General features: G+C 55.6%; 12 protein-coding genes, 1 pseudogene and 1 riboswitch. Of the genes and pseudogenes, 9 read left to right on the top strand and 4 right to left on the bottom strand.

The window, feature by feature from the left end; all coding sequences use genetic code 11:
- Positions 1-90 precede the first annotated feature (90 nt).
- Positions 91-285: riboswitch (cobalamin riboswitch) on the bottom strand.
- A gap of 75 nt (positions 286-360) precedes the next feature.
- Positions 361-1,338, bottom strand: a complete 978-nt coding sequence (locus MED193_RS17990; protein ID WP_009811187.1) for a LysR family transcriptional regulator — start codon at positions 1,336-1,338, stop codon at positions 361-363.
- A gap of 177 nt (positions 1,339-1,515) precedes the next feature.
- Here MED193_RS17990 and MED193_RS17985 point away from each other — a divergent pair, with 177 nt between their 5' ends.
- Positions 1,516-3,183: a GMC family oxidoreductase gene (locus MED193_RS17985; RefSeq protein ID WP_039967017.1), complete on the top strand. Its 1,668-nt coding sequence runs from the start codon at positions 1,516-1,518 to the stop codon at positions 3,181-3,183.
- A 108-nt stretch (positions 3,184-3,291) separates the two neighbouring features.
- On the opposite strand, the gene MED193_RS17980 is transcribed toward MED193_RS17985, so the two are convergent.
- Both MED193_RS17980 and MED193_RS17975 read right to left on the bottom strand, forming a co-directional pair.
- Positions 3,292-4,509, bottom strand: coding sequence for a PAS domain-containing protein (locus MED193_RS17980; protein ID WP_009811185.1), 1,218 nt, complete (start codon positions 4,507-4,509; stop codon positions 3,292-3,294).
- Between the two features lie 222 nt (positions 4,510-4,731).
- Complete coding sequence (locus MED193_RS17975; RefSeq protein WP_050757604.1) at positions 4,732-5,670, bottom strand: LysR family transcriptional regulator; 939 nt, start codon at positions 5,668-5,670, stop codon at positions 4,732-4,734.
- Positions 5,671-5,800: 130 nt separating this feature from the next.
- Here MED193_RS17975 and MED193_RS17970 point away from each other — a divergent pair, with 130 nt between their 5' ends.
- The 6 genes from MED193_RS17970 to MED193_RS17945 all read left to right on the top strand — a co-directional run bounded on the left by MED193_RS17970 (position 5,801) and on the right by MED193_RS17945 (position 15,002).
- Positions 5,801-6,811, top strand: a complete 1,011-nt coding sequence (locus MED193_RS17970; protein WP_039966367.1) for a TAXI family TRAP transporter solute-binding subunit — start codon at positions 5,801-5,803, stop codon at positions 6,809-6,811.
- Between the two features lie 80 nt (positions 6,812-6,891).
- Positions 6,892-9,105, top strand: a complete 2,214-nt coding sequence (locus MED193_RS17965) for a TRAP transporter fused permease subunit (protein ID WP_009811182.1) — start codon at positions 6,892-6,894, stop codon at positions 9,103-9,105.
- Positions 9,092-10,342, top strand: a complete 1,251-nt coding sequence (locus MED193_RS17960) for an FAD-binding oxidoreductase (protein ID WP_009811181.1) — start codon at positions 9,092-9,094, stop codon at positions 10,340-10,342. The genes MED193_RS17965 and MED193_RS17960 overlap by 14 nt, the downstream gene beginning before the upstream one ends.
- Before the next feature lie 429 nt (positions 10,343-10,771).
- Entirely contained in the window at positions 10,772-14,038 is a 3,267-nt protein-coding gene (locus MED193_RS17955) for a Hint domain-containing protein (protein ID WP_009811180.1), read from the top strand.
- 317 nt (positions 14,039-14,355) lie between these two features.
- A complete protein-coding gene (locus tag MED193_RS17950; protein ID WP_039966364.1) occupies positions 14,356-14,580 on the top strand; it encodes a hypothetical protein in 225 nt (74 codons plus the stop codon).
- A 65-nt stretch (positions 14,581-14,645) separates the two neighbouring features.
- A complete protein-coding gene (locus MED193_RS17945; RefSeq protein WP_157041406.1) occupies positions 14,646-15,002 on the top strand; it encodes a hypothetical protein in 357 nt (118 codons plus the stop codon).
- A 4-nt stretch (positions 15,003-15,006) separates the two neighbouring features.
- On the opposite strand, the gene MED193_RS17940 is transcribed toward MED193_RS17945, so the two are convergent.
- The gene (locus tag MED193_RS17940) at positions 15,007-15,561 is read right to left on the bottom strand and encodes an AAA family ATPase (protein WP_083790497.1); all 555 of its coding nucleotides are present in this window, start codon (positions 15,559-15,561) and stop codon (positions 15,007-15,009) included.
- A 204-nt stretch (positions 15,562-15,765) separates the two neighbouring features.
- Between MED193_RS17940 and MED193_RS17935 the strand changes: the two genes are divergently transcribed.
- Together MED193_RS17935 and MED193_RS22365 are read left to right on the top strand one after the other, a co-directional pair.
- The gene (locus MED193_RS17935; RefSeq protein WP_009811175.1) at positions 15,766-15,981 is read left to right on the top strand and encodes a transposase; all 216 of its coding nucleotides are present in this window, start codon (positions 15,766-15,768) and stop codon (positions 15,979-15,981) included.
- A pseudogene (locus MED193_RS22365) lies at positions 15,968-16,165 on the top strand (transposase); the annotation flags it as partial. The gene MED193_RS17935 and the pseudogene MED193_RS22365, both read left to right, overlap by 14 nt.
- Positions 16,166-16,291: the final 126 nt, after the last annotated feature.

Raw genomic sequence — 16,291 nt, 5'->3', positions numbered from 1 at the left:
AATATTGGACAAGACATTTGGGATTGAACGCAATGGCACCGGTAGCACAAACCGGCTAGGGCGACGCGATCCACCCCAGACATCCCCGTCCGGTTCCAGTGTCATGTCGGCAGGTCTCCTGACTAACGACTTAAGCCTCATTTCACCTTCCCAGGCCCTTCAGCCCAGTGGATCTCGAAATGCGGCGTATCGCATACAGTTGCGGGGGCAGTTTCGCTTAGCTACAGGTTTGTCGCCACGAATTCCCTATTAATTTCCTAGAAAACCGACTCTTGCCGTTTAGAACGCTGCATTGCGGTCGGTCAAGTGCTTTCACTGCCAATGGCTCGAGCGCATGTTCAGGAGGAATGGGGGCTCTGATTAGCTGTGTTCGATACTGCGGCGGCTGTCGGCTAGCGACCAGGAGTTTTCCAGAAGCTCGAAAACCTCAGCGAGTATTGGGTTTTCCCGGCGCCGTTGCAAAGCGACAAAACAAAGACAGGCTGGCACGGAGACGGCATTGCCCACAGCCAGCCCGAATGATTGCTTTTGGTGCAGTGCGATGGATTCACGACATAGACTCAGGCCTATTCCGGATCTGACCATTTCAAGCATGGACGCTTCTTGATCGACGAGGGCAACGACGTTTAAACGATTGCTCTGGTCTTCGTACACTCTGTTGAGCAGGCGATGGTGGACAGATGCCTCTGGCGTTCCAATCCAGGGCAGGCTCGCCAGTTGTGACCAACTGGCATCTTGGATTTTGTTCTGCCAGCCAGTTGGTCCAATGACGCGGTAGTGAAAATCCGCCAGCCGAATAGCATCGATTGCATCTTCGCCCTCGGCCTCCATCTGGGGCAGATCATCAGGACCGCATAGATAAAACCCGGCATCAATCCGACCACGCTTGAGCCATGCCACGATATCGCCGCTGACCCCATGGACCAGCTCCGTCTCGATCCCCGGATGCTCACTACGCAAGCGGGCGAGCATCTGCCCCAGGCGGATGAATTCTGGATCGACGATGGTCCCTATCGTCAATTTGCCGCTGATTTGGCCCGATCGCAGTCGAGCAGTCCGCTGAAAATCAGCCATGGCATCCAGGACCTGTTGGGCCTTTGACAACACTGCAGCCCCATCGTGGCTGATCTGTAACCCGCTGGCTGTTCTTGTGAACAGCGTGATCCCTGTTTCTGTGCTGAGCCGCTTAATTTGGTGACTGATGGCTGGCTGGGTCAGGTTCAGCACTTCTGCCGCACGTGAAACGCTGCCTTCGCGCGCGACGGTTACAAAAGCCAAGATGCTGTTAATGTTATTGTATCGGTCCATATAAATTTTTGTAATAATACCTTGTGGCATTTGTCATTAGGTTTCTTGCTCATTGTACGTCACAGATCTTTGAAATCGCGTTCTGGGAGGCAACCTGACCTGAACAGCTTGTTTTCTTTGGCCCAGAAAATCGCGCCTGAAACCAAAGCGTTCACCCGTCCTCTCAGCACGAAACCAACGGAAAACGGCTTAAAGTGGGTGGCAAATATGTCTGATGGTTTCAAAGGGTTTGACTATATCGTCGTCGGCGCAGGTTCTGCAGGGTGCTTGCTGGCCAATCGGCTCAGTGCGGACCCCACCAATCATGTATTGCTACTGGAAGCCGGCAAGCCAGACACCTATCCGTGGATCCATGTCCCCGTGGGCTATCTATATTGTATCGGCAACCCGCGAGCAGACTGGATGTACAAGACCCAGCCTGACAAGGGATTAAACGGGCGCAGCCTGCTCTACCCCCGCGGCAAAGCGCTGGGTGGCTGTTCCTCGATCAACGGGATGATCTACATGCGCGGTCAGGCCCGCGACTATGACAACTGGGCCAAAGTGACCGGTGAAGAGGCCTGGAACTGGGAAAACTCCCTCGCGGATTTCAAGGCGCATGAGAACCACTACAAGATGGACGATGGCGCCGATCCGGTCACCGGCAACAACAGCCGGTTTTCCGACATGCACGGGCATGGCGGCGAATGGCGGATCGAAAAACAGCGGCTAAGCTGGGATGTACTGGACAGCTTTGCCGATGCAGCTGTTGAAACCGGCATCCAGAAGACCGACGATTTCAACAGTGGTGACAACGCCGGTGTTGGTTATTTCGACGTGAACCAGCGCTCTGGCTGGCGGTGGAACACCTCAAAGGCCTTTCTGCGTCCGGCCAAGAAGCGCAAGAATCTGACCATTTGGACCGAAGCTCAAGTCGAGAAGCTTTCTTTTGAGAAAGACAACGACGGTGCTCTGCGCTGTATCGGCGCCAGGGTCAGCCGTGCGGGCGACCTCGTAGAGGTGCGTGCAAGTCGCGAAGTTGTGCTCTCTGCCGGGGCGCTGAACTCACCACAGATCCTGCAGTTGTCCGGGATTGGTCCGGCGTCCCTGCTGAAAGAGCATGGTATCGAGGTCCTTATGGACCAGCCCTATGTAGGGGAAAACCTGCAAGACCATTTGCAGATCCGCGCCGTGTTCAAGGTAAAAGGTACCAGTACACTGAATACAATGGCTAATTCCATGATTGGCAAGGCCAAGATCGGGCTGGAGTACCTGTTTAAACGCTCGGGCCCGATGAGCATGTCGCCAAGCCAGTTGGGCGCTTTTACACGCTCGGATCCAAGCCGAACACATGCCAACCTGGAATACCATGTACAACCGCTCAGCCTGGAAGCCTTTGGTGAGGATTTGCATGATTTCCCAGCCATGACGGTCAGCGTTTGTAACCTGAACCCCACCAGCCGCGGCCATGTTCGGATAGCCTCGGCCAATTTCCGCGATGCGCCGTTGATTTCGCCCAATTACCTGGACACTGAGGATGACCGCAGAGTGGCGGCAGATAGTCTGCGTCAGGTGCGCGAAATCATGGGGCAACCGGCAATGCAGCCCTATGCACCCGAAGAATTTAAACCCGGTGTGCAATACCAAAGCGACGCGGATCTGGCGCGACTGGCCGGTGACATCGCCAGCACGATCTTCCATCCGGTGGGCACGGTCAAAATGGGGCGCGCGGACGATCCTTCTGCTGTGCTTGACCCACATCTGCGCGTCAAAGGCATCAAAGCCTTGCGCGTGGTAGATGCCTCGGTGATGCCGGAAATCACCAGCGGCAATACCAATTCGCCCACAATCATGATTGCCGAAAAAGCCTCAAGCTGGATCCTCGCTGGTGACTAACCCCCGCGTATCAACAAACCTAAGAAGTCTTTCTGGAGGTTGGATGCATAGCACTATGCAGGCCCAAGCCATGCTCAAAGATAGGTCAAAGCTTGCTGCCTCGACGGGTTATTCGATGGCGCGGACTTGATTGCTGAGTTTGGCAATATTGGTCAAACGTTGTGCAATACTTCTTTGAAAACTGCCCAGCTGGTCGATAATGTCATCTAGGGTTTCTCCGCCTTGCGGCAACCGCGCCGCTTCGATTTTGCACAGAACTCTTGTGGTGCTTAAGCCCAAAAATTGACGGTGCATGACATTGCACGCATGTTGAATTCTGTCGGCCTCAAAATTGACCTGCTCGCCACCTTCGTTGGCCAGGTCCCGCTCTCGTTTTATGAGTTGCGCCAGGATTTCACGCTCACTGGCAATATCTGCCGTCCCCAACGCCCGACGCTCTTTGGAGAGAAGTGTATCGCATTCTTGAAGAATGCGCGTCATGCCCTCAACAAACAGACGATTTGTTGCCGCGCCTTTGATCTTGTTGAAATTGCTATTCTCTCCCATGACGTTGTTCTCGAACCAGTTCGACATTTCAGCGGACATGCTGCCATAATTTTGCGATAGAACCGTGACAGGACCACCAGCAGGCTCGATGCGAGACGCAATTACTCTTAGATTGTGGGGGATGGTCCGCATGGCATCAAACTCCCCAATCAGGCTTTCGGTTTCAGCGACAAGGGCATCCGCATCAGAGATAGTTTGTTGCAACTGCAAGATCTTTTGATCTGGGTCGATACCGAGACCGGCGCTGCGGGAAAGGAGCTCTTCGCTGAGCGCAGCGGTGCAAAACTGATGGTAGCTTTCGTATCCCTTTGACTTGATCCATTCTTGCATCACTTCCGCGCTTTCCGCAGGAGACAGCTCATCCTCCTTTTCGGCCTGCAACAACTCTGCATAGGCCTTCTTCACCTCGTCAAACTTTGCACTACTTGGGCGAATACGCGCAGAAAGAAATCCACCAGGACAGGGAACGGCAACCGCAAACACCCAGTAGTACAGGCCATCTTTTGTGCGATTTTTGACATAGGCGCCGATGCACTCGCCTCGGTTCAGCGTTTCCCAGAACAGGTGAAAGACGCCTTTGGGCATATCAGGATGGCGGATGATCCGATGGGGGGCACCAAGAAGCTCTTCCCAGTCGTAATGAGCAACCCGTTTGAACACGTAATTCGCGGCTTTGATAACGCCGCGCTCATCTGTCCGCGAGATAAACACTTCGTGCAGACCAAAGGGAGCTTCACCCTGCGCTGGCCGAACATTTAGACGACGATCGTTTATAGTCACTTTAACGTTCCATTTGCATGACAAACCTCCCGCCGTTTTACATAGAAACTCTTCCAAATCCTTTAAGAGCACTATCCGCGCGGATCCGTGCAACCGATCATCAAGTCCCAAACAGCCCGCTTCCCGTCCTGGATCATGCCACCGGACGGTCTGCAGGTGCCCTGCACCCTCCTTTGCCCCCTTTCAGCGGTTAAGAGCGGCCCGTGCCTGTGCTGGGCCCGGTCATGCAATGACCTGGTCTTCGAACCGGGGGTTATAACCTGCATTTCCCAAAAGCAGTATGACCTCGTCCTGCCAGGCCTCCAGGAGTTTTCGCGCAATGACAGAGGTTGGTCGGTAGCTCGGCGAATAGATTGCATAGTTATATCGTATCGGCTCAACCATTGGCCTGATCACGATGCCAGGCACCATCGGGGCCTCTGCGCTGGCCAAGAAAATCGAGAGTGGATCAATTACCGTACAACATTGACCGGCAGCAACAAAATGCAGGATCGGCAGAAAGGTCTGACTTTCGATAGTCGGCCTGAACGTTAGGTCCCGTGCTGCGAATTGGTGTGCCAGTTCGACAGATTGGCGGTGCGCAATGGGCAATGTGCCCAGGGGCTGACCATCCAGATCGGCGAAACTGATTTCAGCCTTGCGCGCGAGCGGGTGATCTTTTGGCAAGGCAACCGGACAATCGGCAGAGATCGCCACCGTTTGATAGAGATTCTCTGCGATTTCCTGTTCAGGCGCGTCTGCAAACCCAAAATCGATCGACTGTGCCCGGGTCAGTTCTGCGATCTGGTTAGAGGTTCGCGCCTGTATGGAGATCGAAATATCATCCGAACCGCTAATTTTTGAGGCAATGAACTTTGGAAAAATGAGGGAGACCGGCCCTGGCATCGCGGCCACCTTGAGCGTGCCACTTTGCCCCCCCGACAGGCTGCGCATTGTCTGTCGCACCTGATTGACCTGAGAGAGAATAGCCTTGGACTCGGTCAGAAGATACTGCGCCTCCGGCACAGGGATCAATTTTCTCCCTCTCCTTTCAAAGAGTTGCAACCCAAGCTGGTCCTCCAGCGCTTTGATAGAGGCGCTGACGGCAGGCTGCGTTCGGCCAAGTTTCTTCGCCGCATCCGACAGCGATGCAGAGGTCATGACGGTTTCGAAGGTCAACATCTGGATAAGGTTCATGCGCAATATATAAACAGGATTTATGGATATGTAGAATATTCAAATTGGTTTTTATTTTTTTACTTGTCTACGCTCACTGACATGAATCACCAAAAACAATCACGGGGAGTTTGGGATGAATTTAGCTACAAAATTATTGGCTCTGGCCGCTGCGGCGACCCTGTCGGCAGGAGCGGCATTTGCACAAGATCCGACGTTTTTCCGGATCGGCACTGGCAGCGCTGGGGGGACATATTTTCCAATCGGCGGCACCATCGCCAATGGCATCTCCGCGCCTCCGGGCGCACGGCCCTGTGATCAGGGGGGGCAATGCGGTGTGCCAGGGTTGATCGCGATCGCGCAATCCACAACCGCATCGGTGTTCAACAACACGGCTGTTCAAAATGGAGAGCTGGAAGCAGGCATGGCTGCGGCCGATGTGACCCGCTCTATGTTCCTGGGCGAGGGAAAGTTTGACGGCAAACCGCATGAAAAACTTCGGATCGTCGCCAACCTCTACCCTGAGGATCTGCACCTTGTCTTGCCAAAGGGCCAAAGCGTGACCAGCCTGTCGGATCTTGCGGAAAAACGCGTAGGTATCGCCCAAGCTGGTTCAGGCACACAGGTTGCCGTCGAAATGATGCTCGCAGAATGGGGTGTCACGCGTGATAACATGGACGAGGCAGAGCTGAACAACTCGCAGTCAGCCGAACGCCTGGCAGATGGACAGCTTGATGCGTATTTCTATGCTGCGGGTTGGCCCGTCTCTGCCATGGTGCAGTTGGCCACGACCAAGGGCATGGAGCTACATAGCTTCACCGATGAAGATCTCGCCAAGATCAACGAATTGATCCCGGCCTATATCCCGTCCAAAATCCCCGCGGGCGTTTATGATGGCATTTCTTATGACGTAAAGACACCAGCTGTGTCGGCGCTCCTGGTTGTGTCTTCGGATTTGTCGGATGAGCTTGTCTACGGGATCACCTCAGCGCTCTGGAACGACAATACACGCAGGTTGCTGGACAGTGGCCATGCCAAGGGCAAACAGATCACGGCAGAAACAGCCCTTAACGGTATTTCTGCGCTTGGTGTGCCCCTGCATCCTGGGGCCCAAAAGTTCTACCAAGAAGCCGGTCTTCTGGAATAAGTCGGCTTCCTTTGTTCAGGCGGTTTCCTGATGCCGCCTGAACATCTTCCTACTGAACTACTACGGCAACGAGGGACGCGATGAGCGATCAGCGAGTAGAAGACCTGCGCGAGCTTTCAGAACAAGAGCTGGCCGCCATCGAGGAAAAATATGACGAAGGGGCCGCGACACGCGCTGTCACACCAGCATTTGGAAAGTTCCTGCGATATGTCGCGCTGAGCTTTGCAGTTTATCACTATCTCACTGCGGGCTTTGCCCTGCCGCCTGACTACTGGCACATGGGCTGGCACCTGTCAGGGCTCTTCATCCTGACCTATTCATTCTATCCAATATTCAAAACTAAGACTGCATTCGATCTCAGGACCGGTCGACTGAGGTTCGCAGGCGTGCCCTATCTGGATATTGCGCTGATGATCCTCGGAGTAATGGCCGCGCTATATCTCGGCCTGGCCTGGCGCGGAATTGAGTGGATGGGCGTCGAAGAAATGACCTTCCGCATGGGGAACCCCAACCGCTGGGATATCCTGTTTGGATGTATATTGATCGTTCTGGTACTTGATATCGCACGCCGGACACTCGGTTGGATCCTGCCCCTGATCATCAGTATTTTTATCTGTTATGCCCTGTTTGGCCCCTATTTTCCGGGGCTGCTCAAGCATCCAGGCGTCAAATTCAACACCTTCGTGTCGTCAATGTATTTTCCGCAGGAAGGTATTTTTGGCGTGACGCTCTGGGTTGTTTCAACCATCGTCTTCCACTTCGTGCTGTTTGGCGTAATTGCGCAGCGCACCGGGTTGGGGCAGCTGTTCATCGACAATGCCACCATCCTTGCCGGCCGTTATACCGGCGGACCTGCCAAAGTTTCAGTGGTATCATCGGCGTTCTTCGGGACGATCTCAGGGTCCTCTGTCGCCAATACGGTTTCAACTGGCGCACTGACGATCCCCAACATGAAACGGTTAGGATATCCCGGCCACTTTGCAGGCGGGGTAGAGGCCGCAGCTTCCGCTGGCGGACAGATCACCCCGCCGATCATGGGGGCGGCAGCCTTTATCATGGCTGAGTTCCTGGAGATGCCCTACACAACGATCGTGATTGCAGCGATCTTTCCAGCCTTGTTGCATTACGTTGGGGTTTTTGCAGTTGTCCATCTGATGGCCCGTCGGCTTGGCCTTAAGGGGATGTCGAAAGAGGCACTGCCAAAGCTTCGCGCGGTCTGGTCCGATGGTTGGGCAAACATTGTTCCTTTGATCGGCCTGCTGGTGGTGCTGTTTTCAGGCTATACGCCTTATATGTCTGCATTTTGTGGTATTTCACTTGCGATCATTGCAGGCATGAGCCGAATGAGAGCGCCAGTCACCTTGATCTACGCTCTGGCTTTCATCGGGTTCGTGATCTGGAAATATATGGGCGGCGGCTTTGATCTGGCAATGTCCGCTATTCTGGTCAGCGGCGCCGTTCTGGCCACTTTGAACCCCCAACGACAAGTGACCCTGCGGGAAATGGCCGACACATTTGAGACCGGGGTAAAATATGCTCTGGCTGTCGGTGCTGCTTCTGCGGCAGTTGGGATCGTCATTGGGGTAATCAATACCACCGGTGTTGGCTTTCGCATTGGCTTTATGGTCACGCAGGCCGCCTCCAATCTTGGCAATGATCTGGTTTGGATGTTCCAGTTCGGCACCTTCCAGCTCTATACGGTTGAGGATCTGACACTCTTTATCAGCCTCGTGTTCATCGCTTTGGCCTGTATTTTGATGGGGGCTGGTGTTCCCACGACCGCTCTTTACATCATGCTTGTCTCTGTGGCTCAGCCCGCTCTGGCACAGCTGGGCATCCCGCCGATCGCGTCCCATATGTTCGTGCTCTATTATGGCGTGGTGGCCGAGATTACCCCGCCAGTGTGCACCTCAGCCTATGCGGCGGCGGCGATTGCGAACTCCAATCCTTTCCGAACCGGCATCAGCGCCTTCTCGCTTGGACTGGGAAAGGTCGTCGCCCCAATGGCCTTTGTCTATGCGCCGGTCCTATTGTTTGTCTCCTCCACAGGCTTTGACCTATGGGAGTTTACATATACTGCCGCAAGCTGCATCGCAGGCGTCATTGCCCTGTCAGCAGCAGTCGTTGGCTACTGGCTGGCCCCAATGGGAACCCTCTTGCGCATCCTGATGGCTGTGGCAGGGTTGGTCTTTATCGCCCCCTCGCTTGAAGCGGATCTGGTGGCACTTGTAATCGCGGCTCCTGCTATCATCAGCCAGATCATGACGCGGCGAGGCGCAGATGCTCTCGCCTGACCACCAAAAGCCAGTCACAATTCTGGGTGCAGGAATTATTGGCATTTGCACTGCGCTATCCCTTCTAGAGCGCGGCGTGCCAGTAACCGTAATCGACCAGGGGGAACCAGGCCAGGAGACCTCTCTGGGCAACGCGGGGGTGGTATCGCCATGGTCAATCATCCCTCAATCCCTGCCCGGAACATGGAAGACCATTCCCAAGCTCTTGCTCGGCCCTGGACGCCCCCTGTCCATTGACCCGCGTGTCATGTGGAAAATGCTGCCCTGGGGCATCCGCTTCCTGCTACAGGGCCGACTGGATAAACTGCAGGCAACAGCCGAAGCAATGTCGCATTTGTGCGGCCCATCGATTGAACTGTATCAAAGGCATCTCAAGGGCACCGGGCACGAAACCCTTCTGCGCGATAGCATGTATATCCACGCCTTTCGCGATGGCACCCGCGCAAACCTGGACGCCATCGATTACCGTATACGTGCGCAAATGGGAGCGGACCTGGAATTGGTCGGTAGCGACCACCTGCGGTCTTACGAACCCGAGCTGAGCCCCGAATTTGCGGCTGCGATCCTGATCAAGGGCCAGGCCCGGGTGCTTTCCCCTGGCAGGCTGAGCACCATCCTCGCGGACAAGGCGCGCAAAATGGGGGCAACCTTCAAGCGGACCTCGATTAGGGAGATCTGCAAAACAGAAAGCGGCTGGAGGGTTGAATGCGATGGGGAGACCCTAGCAGCGGAGCGGGTCATCATTTGCCTCGGCGTTTGGAGCCGCGCCATATTGGAAAATCTTGGTCTCTCGGTCCCGCTCATGGCGGAGCGCGGCTATCATGTGGAGTTCCCGGAGCCCGGCATCGAAATCAATCACTCGGTCATGGATGTGGATGCGAAGGTGGTGGCCAGCAGCATGGAGGGCGGTCTACGCATCGCAGGACAGGCCGAATTTGCGCCGATTGATGCGCCACCAACCAAAAGACGGGAAAAGCAACTGATCGATCTTGCGACGGCGCTTTTCCCTGGAATGGAGCTGCAACACAACCGGTTCTGGATGGGGCGTCGCCCCTCCTTTCCCGATAGCTTGCCAGCTCTGGGACCCGTGGCCGGACAGCCCGGACTCTTCGTTAACTTCGGGCATTCTCATTACGGGCTGATGATGGCTCCGAGCTCGGGCGAGAAACTGGCCCGTGCTCTGTGCAACGAACGGCAAAACATAAACTTGGAGACCTTCGCCTTAGATCGTTTTTAGACGCCCAAGAGGCTCCGTCGTATCTAGGCCCGGTAGAACTGGCCCTCTAGGACAAGTGGCATAACCCTATGCAGCGGCTGAAACTCGGTTGCAGCGAAACGCAAAGTCATACGAGACCGCCCTGATAGCGCCATGCGGCGTTGTCTTCGTCATGCCCTACAGATTTGAAGGTTATCCGGCGCATGTCCTCTTGGCTCAAAGGCAAAGCCCGTTGTTGCGCGGGTTTTGCTTCACCGCCGACACGCGGCAGAATGTTAACCTATTCAATGAGCCAAACCCTCTTGTGGTTTAAGCAGCCTGTGGCGCCAAAAGCCCCTGATGCATCCCAGTCTTCAAAAGTAGCTAAGATCTTCATTATTAACTACAACTTATGATCCACTCTCTAGTTTCGCTCCAGATCATCAATACTAACGCGAAATGAGCTGAACCATGAGTGACCACCAGCAGAAAGCTATCGAGAAGGCTCAGATTGCTCTAGCGGACTCTCTGGAGGCAACTAAAGAGGCCGAGTTACTGGCCAAGGCAGCCGAAGAGGCCGCAAAATCGGCCGCAGAGGCCGCGGCCGATTTTGATGAGAAGCAACAGGCAGCTGAGGTCGCTGCAAATACTGCCGCTGAGGCGACAGAGGTGGCCAAAGAAGCAAAGGACGCCGCCAACGATATACAGAATGATGACACTGCAAGTGACGCTGAAAAAGCGGCAGCTGTGCAGTTGCAGGAAGAAGCTGAAGAACTAGAACAAATCGCAACGGACGCGGCAAAGGTCGCAGAAGACGCAGCCAAGGACGCCGAAAAGCTGGCCGAGGAAACGGCCGAGGATGCTGAAAAGGCTGAACAGGAAGCTGAGAAAGCTGCCGAGAAGGCCGAGGAGAAGGCGGAAGAGGCAGAGGAAGCAGCGGCGGAGGCCGCGAGTTATGGCTCCGAAGATGATGACCAGATGGGGGGCAGCACCAGTGATGACTATATCGATGCCGGTGGCGGCAGCGATACGGTCGCCGGGGAAGAAGGCCACGACATCATCGATGGGGGTGCGGGCAGTGATGTTATCTATGGCGACATGGGTGAAGGCTTCGAGCAGGGCGCTGACGCCAGCCCGCTGAAGCTCGAACTTGCCAATATGGACAGCGTCTCCCATGACGGCCATCTTGGCTCGGCCGGGGACTATGCAATCTTTAGAGATATCGCGACCCTGGAGGACGGTAGCAAGGTCTGGGGCAAGCTGGTTCTGGTGGAAAAGACCAACCCCGATATGTGGGTGGAATTCGGCTACACAGAAGGCGCTGAAGTCCTGCTGGATGGTGACACACCTGGTGATCGCGCCACCTTCAGGCTGGAATTCTTTGACCCTGCAACGGGTGAACCGGTTGTTTTGAACTCAACCGCCACCTTCAACGACGTAGATGACAACAGCGGTGCGGGCGATGCCGAAGCCATCATCATCGATGGCAATAGTTTTACGTCCTATGGTCTTTCCTCAGACTCCTCCCTGACCACTCAAACCGACGGAAATATGGTGACCGCAACCGGATCGGAGATGAACAATTACACCGATCAAGACGCCTGGTTTTCTGCTGAGTTCGAAGATCGCTCCTCGATCGAATTTACCTTGCAAACACGCGATGGTTACTCCGGGTTTACCCTCTCTGGAGATGTGATCGACGACCCCGTGTTGACGCCGATTGAACAAGGATCTGACACAGTCATGGCCGGAGAGGGTGACGACGTTGTCTACGGTCAAGGCGGCAATGACTCCCTGATGGGCGAAGAAGGCGACGATAGCCTTGATGGCGGCGAGGGCGACGACGTCATGGATGGCGGTGTCGGCGCAGACACGCTGATGGGGGGTGCCGGTGGCGACACCCTGTCCGGTGGAGAAGGCGACGACTATATTGATGGCGGAGAAGGCGATGACTTTCTGTCTACCGGTATCGGCAATGACACCCTGGTCGGTGGCGAGGGAAACGACACGCTGCATAACTCGGCTGGGGATGACAGCCTGGTTGGTGGCGTGGGCAACGACAGTATCGTGGCCACGGATGGCAATGACACGCTGGAAGGCGGCATCGGTGACGACACGATGTTTGGCGGCAACGACAACGACAGTCTGGACGGCGGCGATGGCGCCGATGTTCTGGATGGTGGGGCCGGTTCCGATACGCTGATTGGCGGTGACGGCGGAGATACCATTTCTGGTGGCGATGGCGATGACTACATCGAAGGTGGCCTCGGCAATGACAGTCTGACCACTGGGCTTGGCAATGATACTTTGATTGGTGGTGAAGGCGACGATACCCTGAGAAACTCTGCAGGGGATGATAGCCTGGTTGGCGGCGTGGGCAACGACAGCATCGTGGCGACCGATGGCAATGACACGCTGGAAGGTGGCAGCGGCGCCGATACCATGTATGGTGGCAACGACAACGACCTCCTTGCCGGCGGCACTGGCGACGATGTGATGCATGGTGAGGCCGATTCCGATACCTTCCTGATGGAAGACAGTTTTGGCAATGACACTTTGACTGGCGGTGAGGCCGGGGTTGACTTTGATACCGTAGATTTCTCCAGCCTTAGCAATGGCCTGTCTGTGACCTATACCGGCAACGAAGCCGGAACAGTTACGGACGGTACCGATACCGTCACGTTCTCTGAGATCGAGAGACTGATTCTGAGCGGTCAGGCGGATGTGGTGGATGGCTCAGCAGATGGCGGCGGGCTGTCCATTGATGCAGGGGCTGGTGATGACACCATCACCATGGGCAGCGGCGATGACAGCATTACCTTGGGAGACGGTTACGACGAGTTGGTCCTGACCACCTCGGGTGGTATCGACACGGTTACAGACTTCAATATCTCTGATGATGACAGTGATGGATTCTACAACGATCAGCTGGATGTCTCTGGGCTGATAGGTGGTACCGGATCCGGTGGCGCAGTACGCACCCAGGATGTGTCTGTAAGCGACGACGGGTTTGGCAACGCATTGCTGACATTCCCTGGCGGTGAGCAACTGGTGCTGCAAGGTGTGGCCCCTGCCCAAATCTCCAGCCATGCGCAGCTGCATTCCGCCGGTATTCCCTGTTTCACGCCGGACGTTGCGCTGGCCACAAAACGCGGCGCTGTGCCAGCGGGTCAAATCCAGGTAGGAGATCTTTTGCAAACCGCTGATAACGGATTCCAACCCGTGATTTGGGTTGGGAAACGGACCCTCGCCCCCTCTGAGCTCAGTCAAAAGCCCCACCTGAGACCCTACTGCATTACCCCTGGCGGGATACTGGCACCGGAACGCCCTATGTTACTGTCGCCGCAACATCGTCTCTTGGTGAATCGCAAGCATTTTGATCGGGAAACCCCGTTCAGTGAGAGCTTTATCTCAGCCAAGATGCTAGCAGAGATTGATGAAAGCAGCAGGCAGGTGATCTTTCCTCATCAGGAGATCACCTATGTCCACCTTATGACGGAGCACCATGAAGTAGTTTTTGCCGAGGGCATAGCCTCAGAAACGTTTTGGCCAGGTCCTGAGGCAATACGAGGATTGTCAGGGAAAGGCATGCAGGAATTGTTTGAGCTGTTCCCAGAACTGACCAAGGTATTCGGACTGGCCGGTGCACAAGGCCGTAGCCAGGTGAGCCAGGTCTATGGTGAGCTGGCGCGGCGTAGCCTGAAACGGCGCGACCTTACGCCTTTGCTTGCCGTTTAGATGCTCACTTGATTTCGGCGCACAAGTTAGCCGAGAGCCCGTCATTGCACCTGCGGTCAACACCAACGACAGCTATAAGGCGGGGGGAAAGCCCCCAGGTTCTTCCTCCCTTACCAGAAGAAAGGGAAACAATGGGGGACATAGCGACCCCCTGACACTCCCGCCCCATAGATGTCCACCGCTGGTCAGATCACCCTGAGGTCGCGACCCTGTGCGATCGCATCTGGGACGAGTAGCTTCCGAGTGATAAGACATCGGGGCCGAAGCCAAAGACCGCGTTCAGACACCAGCTTCGAGTACTGATCCTGGATCTCTACGTGGCTTGGTTGGAAGATCCTGAGCTGTGCATCGGCGTGTCGATGTCCTCGAACTACTGGAATACGTCCTCCCGATACAACGCTCTTCACATTTCCAAGAAGATCATCCCGATCATCCCTGCCCTTGATGTGGCTGACCTGCCGGACCTCGCGACCCGCCGGGACTTTAGCCGCTCTGACTGGGGCTTGAATGGTAGGTTCTATGGGGGCTGGTACAGAGCCTGAACAGCGACTGGCGCTCCAGGATCTTCATCAACGACACTACAGTGGTCGAGGTCGACTTTCTCGGGATGCATGTTTCGTTGTTGAGCCTGGAGGCGGGCGTTGAACTCAGCGGCGATCCCTACGATCTGTCTGAAAGTCTGCTGGGTGACCTGACAGCCTTCCACATGCTTCCGGACCTCTCACCCAGCATCCAGCGTCACCCGGTACATGCCGTGCTGGTCAAGGAGATGCACCAGCGCCATCAGCCACACCACAGTGCCCCCTTACCACACCGACTTGAACCCACCGGGCCGAAGCTCCTTGCTCCGTTGATGAAGGTACTCTCTGCCCTGGTCCCGGACTGGGATCTTCTCAGGCGCAGTCAATCGCTGAAAGCCGGGCACGGCTCTAACAGCCCCAGAGTGCTCCAGAGTGGCCCGTAGGTGATTAAGGGCGAGTCGGGCTCTCCTGCCCATCCAGGACGCTAGCGTTGCTCTCTGGGGCATACAGCACGGTCTGAGCCGTCGCCCGCACTTCGGCAAAGCGAAGACAAAAAACGCCATCTTCGTGCCAAATCAGGTCACCTGATTTCAGTTGCAAAACTTCGGTCAGTCGACGGGCCGTTGCTGCGCTTACCAATCCAAGTGCGGTGTGCACATCGGCACGACCGGGTCGAACCAGGGCTGGGTCCGATCTTTCCTTGCGGTTCGTTGTCATAACCAGCGCACGCCCTTCCTGAGCCGCGACGCCATCGATGGCATTGAGCAAACCTGAAAAGCTGACGCCCGAACGTTTCTCGCCACCTTCGCGCTGCGTAAACACGGCGTCCACATCCTCGATTATGATCAGCGACCCCTTGGGGGCACACGTCATCGCCTCACGCAGATCACCATCCGTCAACGTCGCGCGCCCTATATCCAGCGACGCAATATCCAATGACAACTCAGAGGCTAACCCGCGAATGAGGCTCGACTTTCCCGGGCCCGGAGAGCCGTAAAACAGATACCCCCGACGCTAGGGAACACCACGTTCCGCGTACCAGTCACTGGCTCCATAGAACCAACGCATGTCCTCCAGCACTTTCTCGATGCGATCGTCATCCACCAGTACCGTATTGACGGAACGGCGCGGTACATCGCCGACATGATCCTGAGCCTCCCCAACTGAACTGGTCCACCGCTATGTTTAGTAGACGGAGGACCAAGAATGGCAAACAAGCGACCGAAGCCCGAAGAGATTGTCTCGAAGTTACGGCAGGTTGAAGTTTTGATGGGGCAAGGCATGTCTCGTCTGGATGCAATCAGACAGATCGGCGTTGTTGAGCAAGCCTATTACCGTTGGCGCAAGCAATATGGGGGAATGGGCGTGGATCAATTGAAGGAACTGAAGCGGCTCCAGAGGGAGAATGACCGCCTACATTGAGCCAGGATCACCTTGGGAGAACGGATATTGCGAAAGCTACAATGGCCGGTTCCGGGACGAACTGCTCAACGGCGAGGTCTTCTACAGCTTGCGAGAAGCACAAATCATGATCGAGCAATGGAGGAAACACTACAACACAAAGCGACCACACAGTGCACTGGGTTACCGCCCACCGGCCCCGGAAACCATCACCTCGATGGATCACAGGCCGATCATGCACGAACAATCAAATTGGACCAGTCAGATGAGGCCGCTCATTGATGCACCACTGCGATCCATGCTGAAGGCGAAGGTTGAAGCTCTTGAGCGC

The organism is Roseobacter sp. MED193 (assembly GCF_000152965.1).
GTDB lineage: Bacteria > Pseudomonadota > Alphaproteobacteria > Rhodobacterales > Rhodobacteraceae > Pseudophaeobacter.
Note: the sequence above shows the minus strand (reverse complement) of the source record. Positions and strands in the feature narration are given on the sequence as shown.

Coding starts and splice junctions, on each gene's coding strand:
- MED193_RS17935 (WP_009811175.1), top strand. CDS start 15,766: ATGGCAAACAAGCGACCGAAGCCCGAAGAGATTGTCTCGAAGTTACGG.
- MED193_RS17960 (WP_009811181.1), top strand. CDS start 9,092: ATGCTCTCGCCTGACCACCAAAAGCCAGTCACAATTCTGGGTGCAGGA.
- MED193_RS17985 (WP_039967017.1), top strand. CDS start 1,516: ATGTCTGATGGTTTCAAAGGGTTTGACTATATCGTCGTCGGCGCAGGT.
- MED193_RS17955 (WP_009811180.1), top strand. CDS start 10,772: ATGAGTGACCACCAGCAGAAAGCTATCGAGAAGGCTCAGATTGCTCTA.
- MED193_RS17945 (WP_157041406.1), top strand. CDS start 14,646: ATGCATGTTTCGTTGTTGAGCCTGGAGGCGGGCGTTGAACTCAGCGGC.
- MED193_RS17990 (WP_009811187.1), bottom strand. CDS start 1,338: ATGCCACAAGGTATTATTACAAAAATTTATATGGACCGATACAATAAC.
- MED193_RS17965 (WP_009811182.1), top strand. CDS start 6,892: ATGAGCGATCAGCGAGTAGAAGACCTGCGCGAGCTTTCAGAACAAGAG.
- MED193_RS17970 (WP_039966367.1), top strand. CDS start 5,801: ATGAATTTAGCTACAAAATTATTGGCTCTGGCCGCTGCGGCGACCCTG.
- MED193_RS17975 (WP_050757604.1), bottom strand. CDS start 5,670: ATGTTGACCTTCGAAACCGTCATGACCTCTGCATCGCTGTCGGATGCG.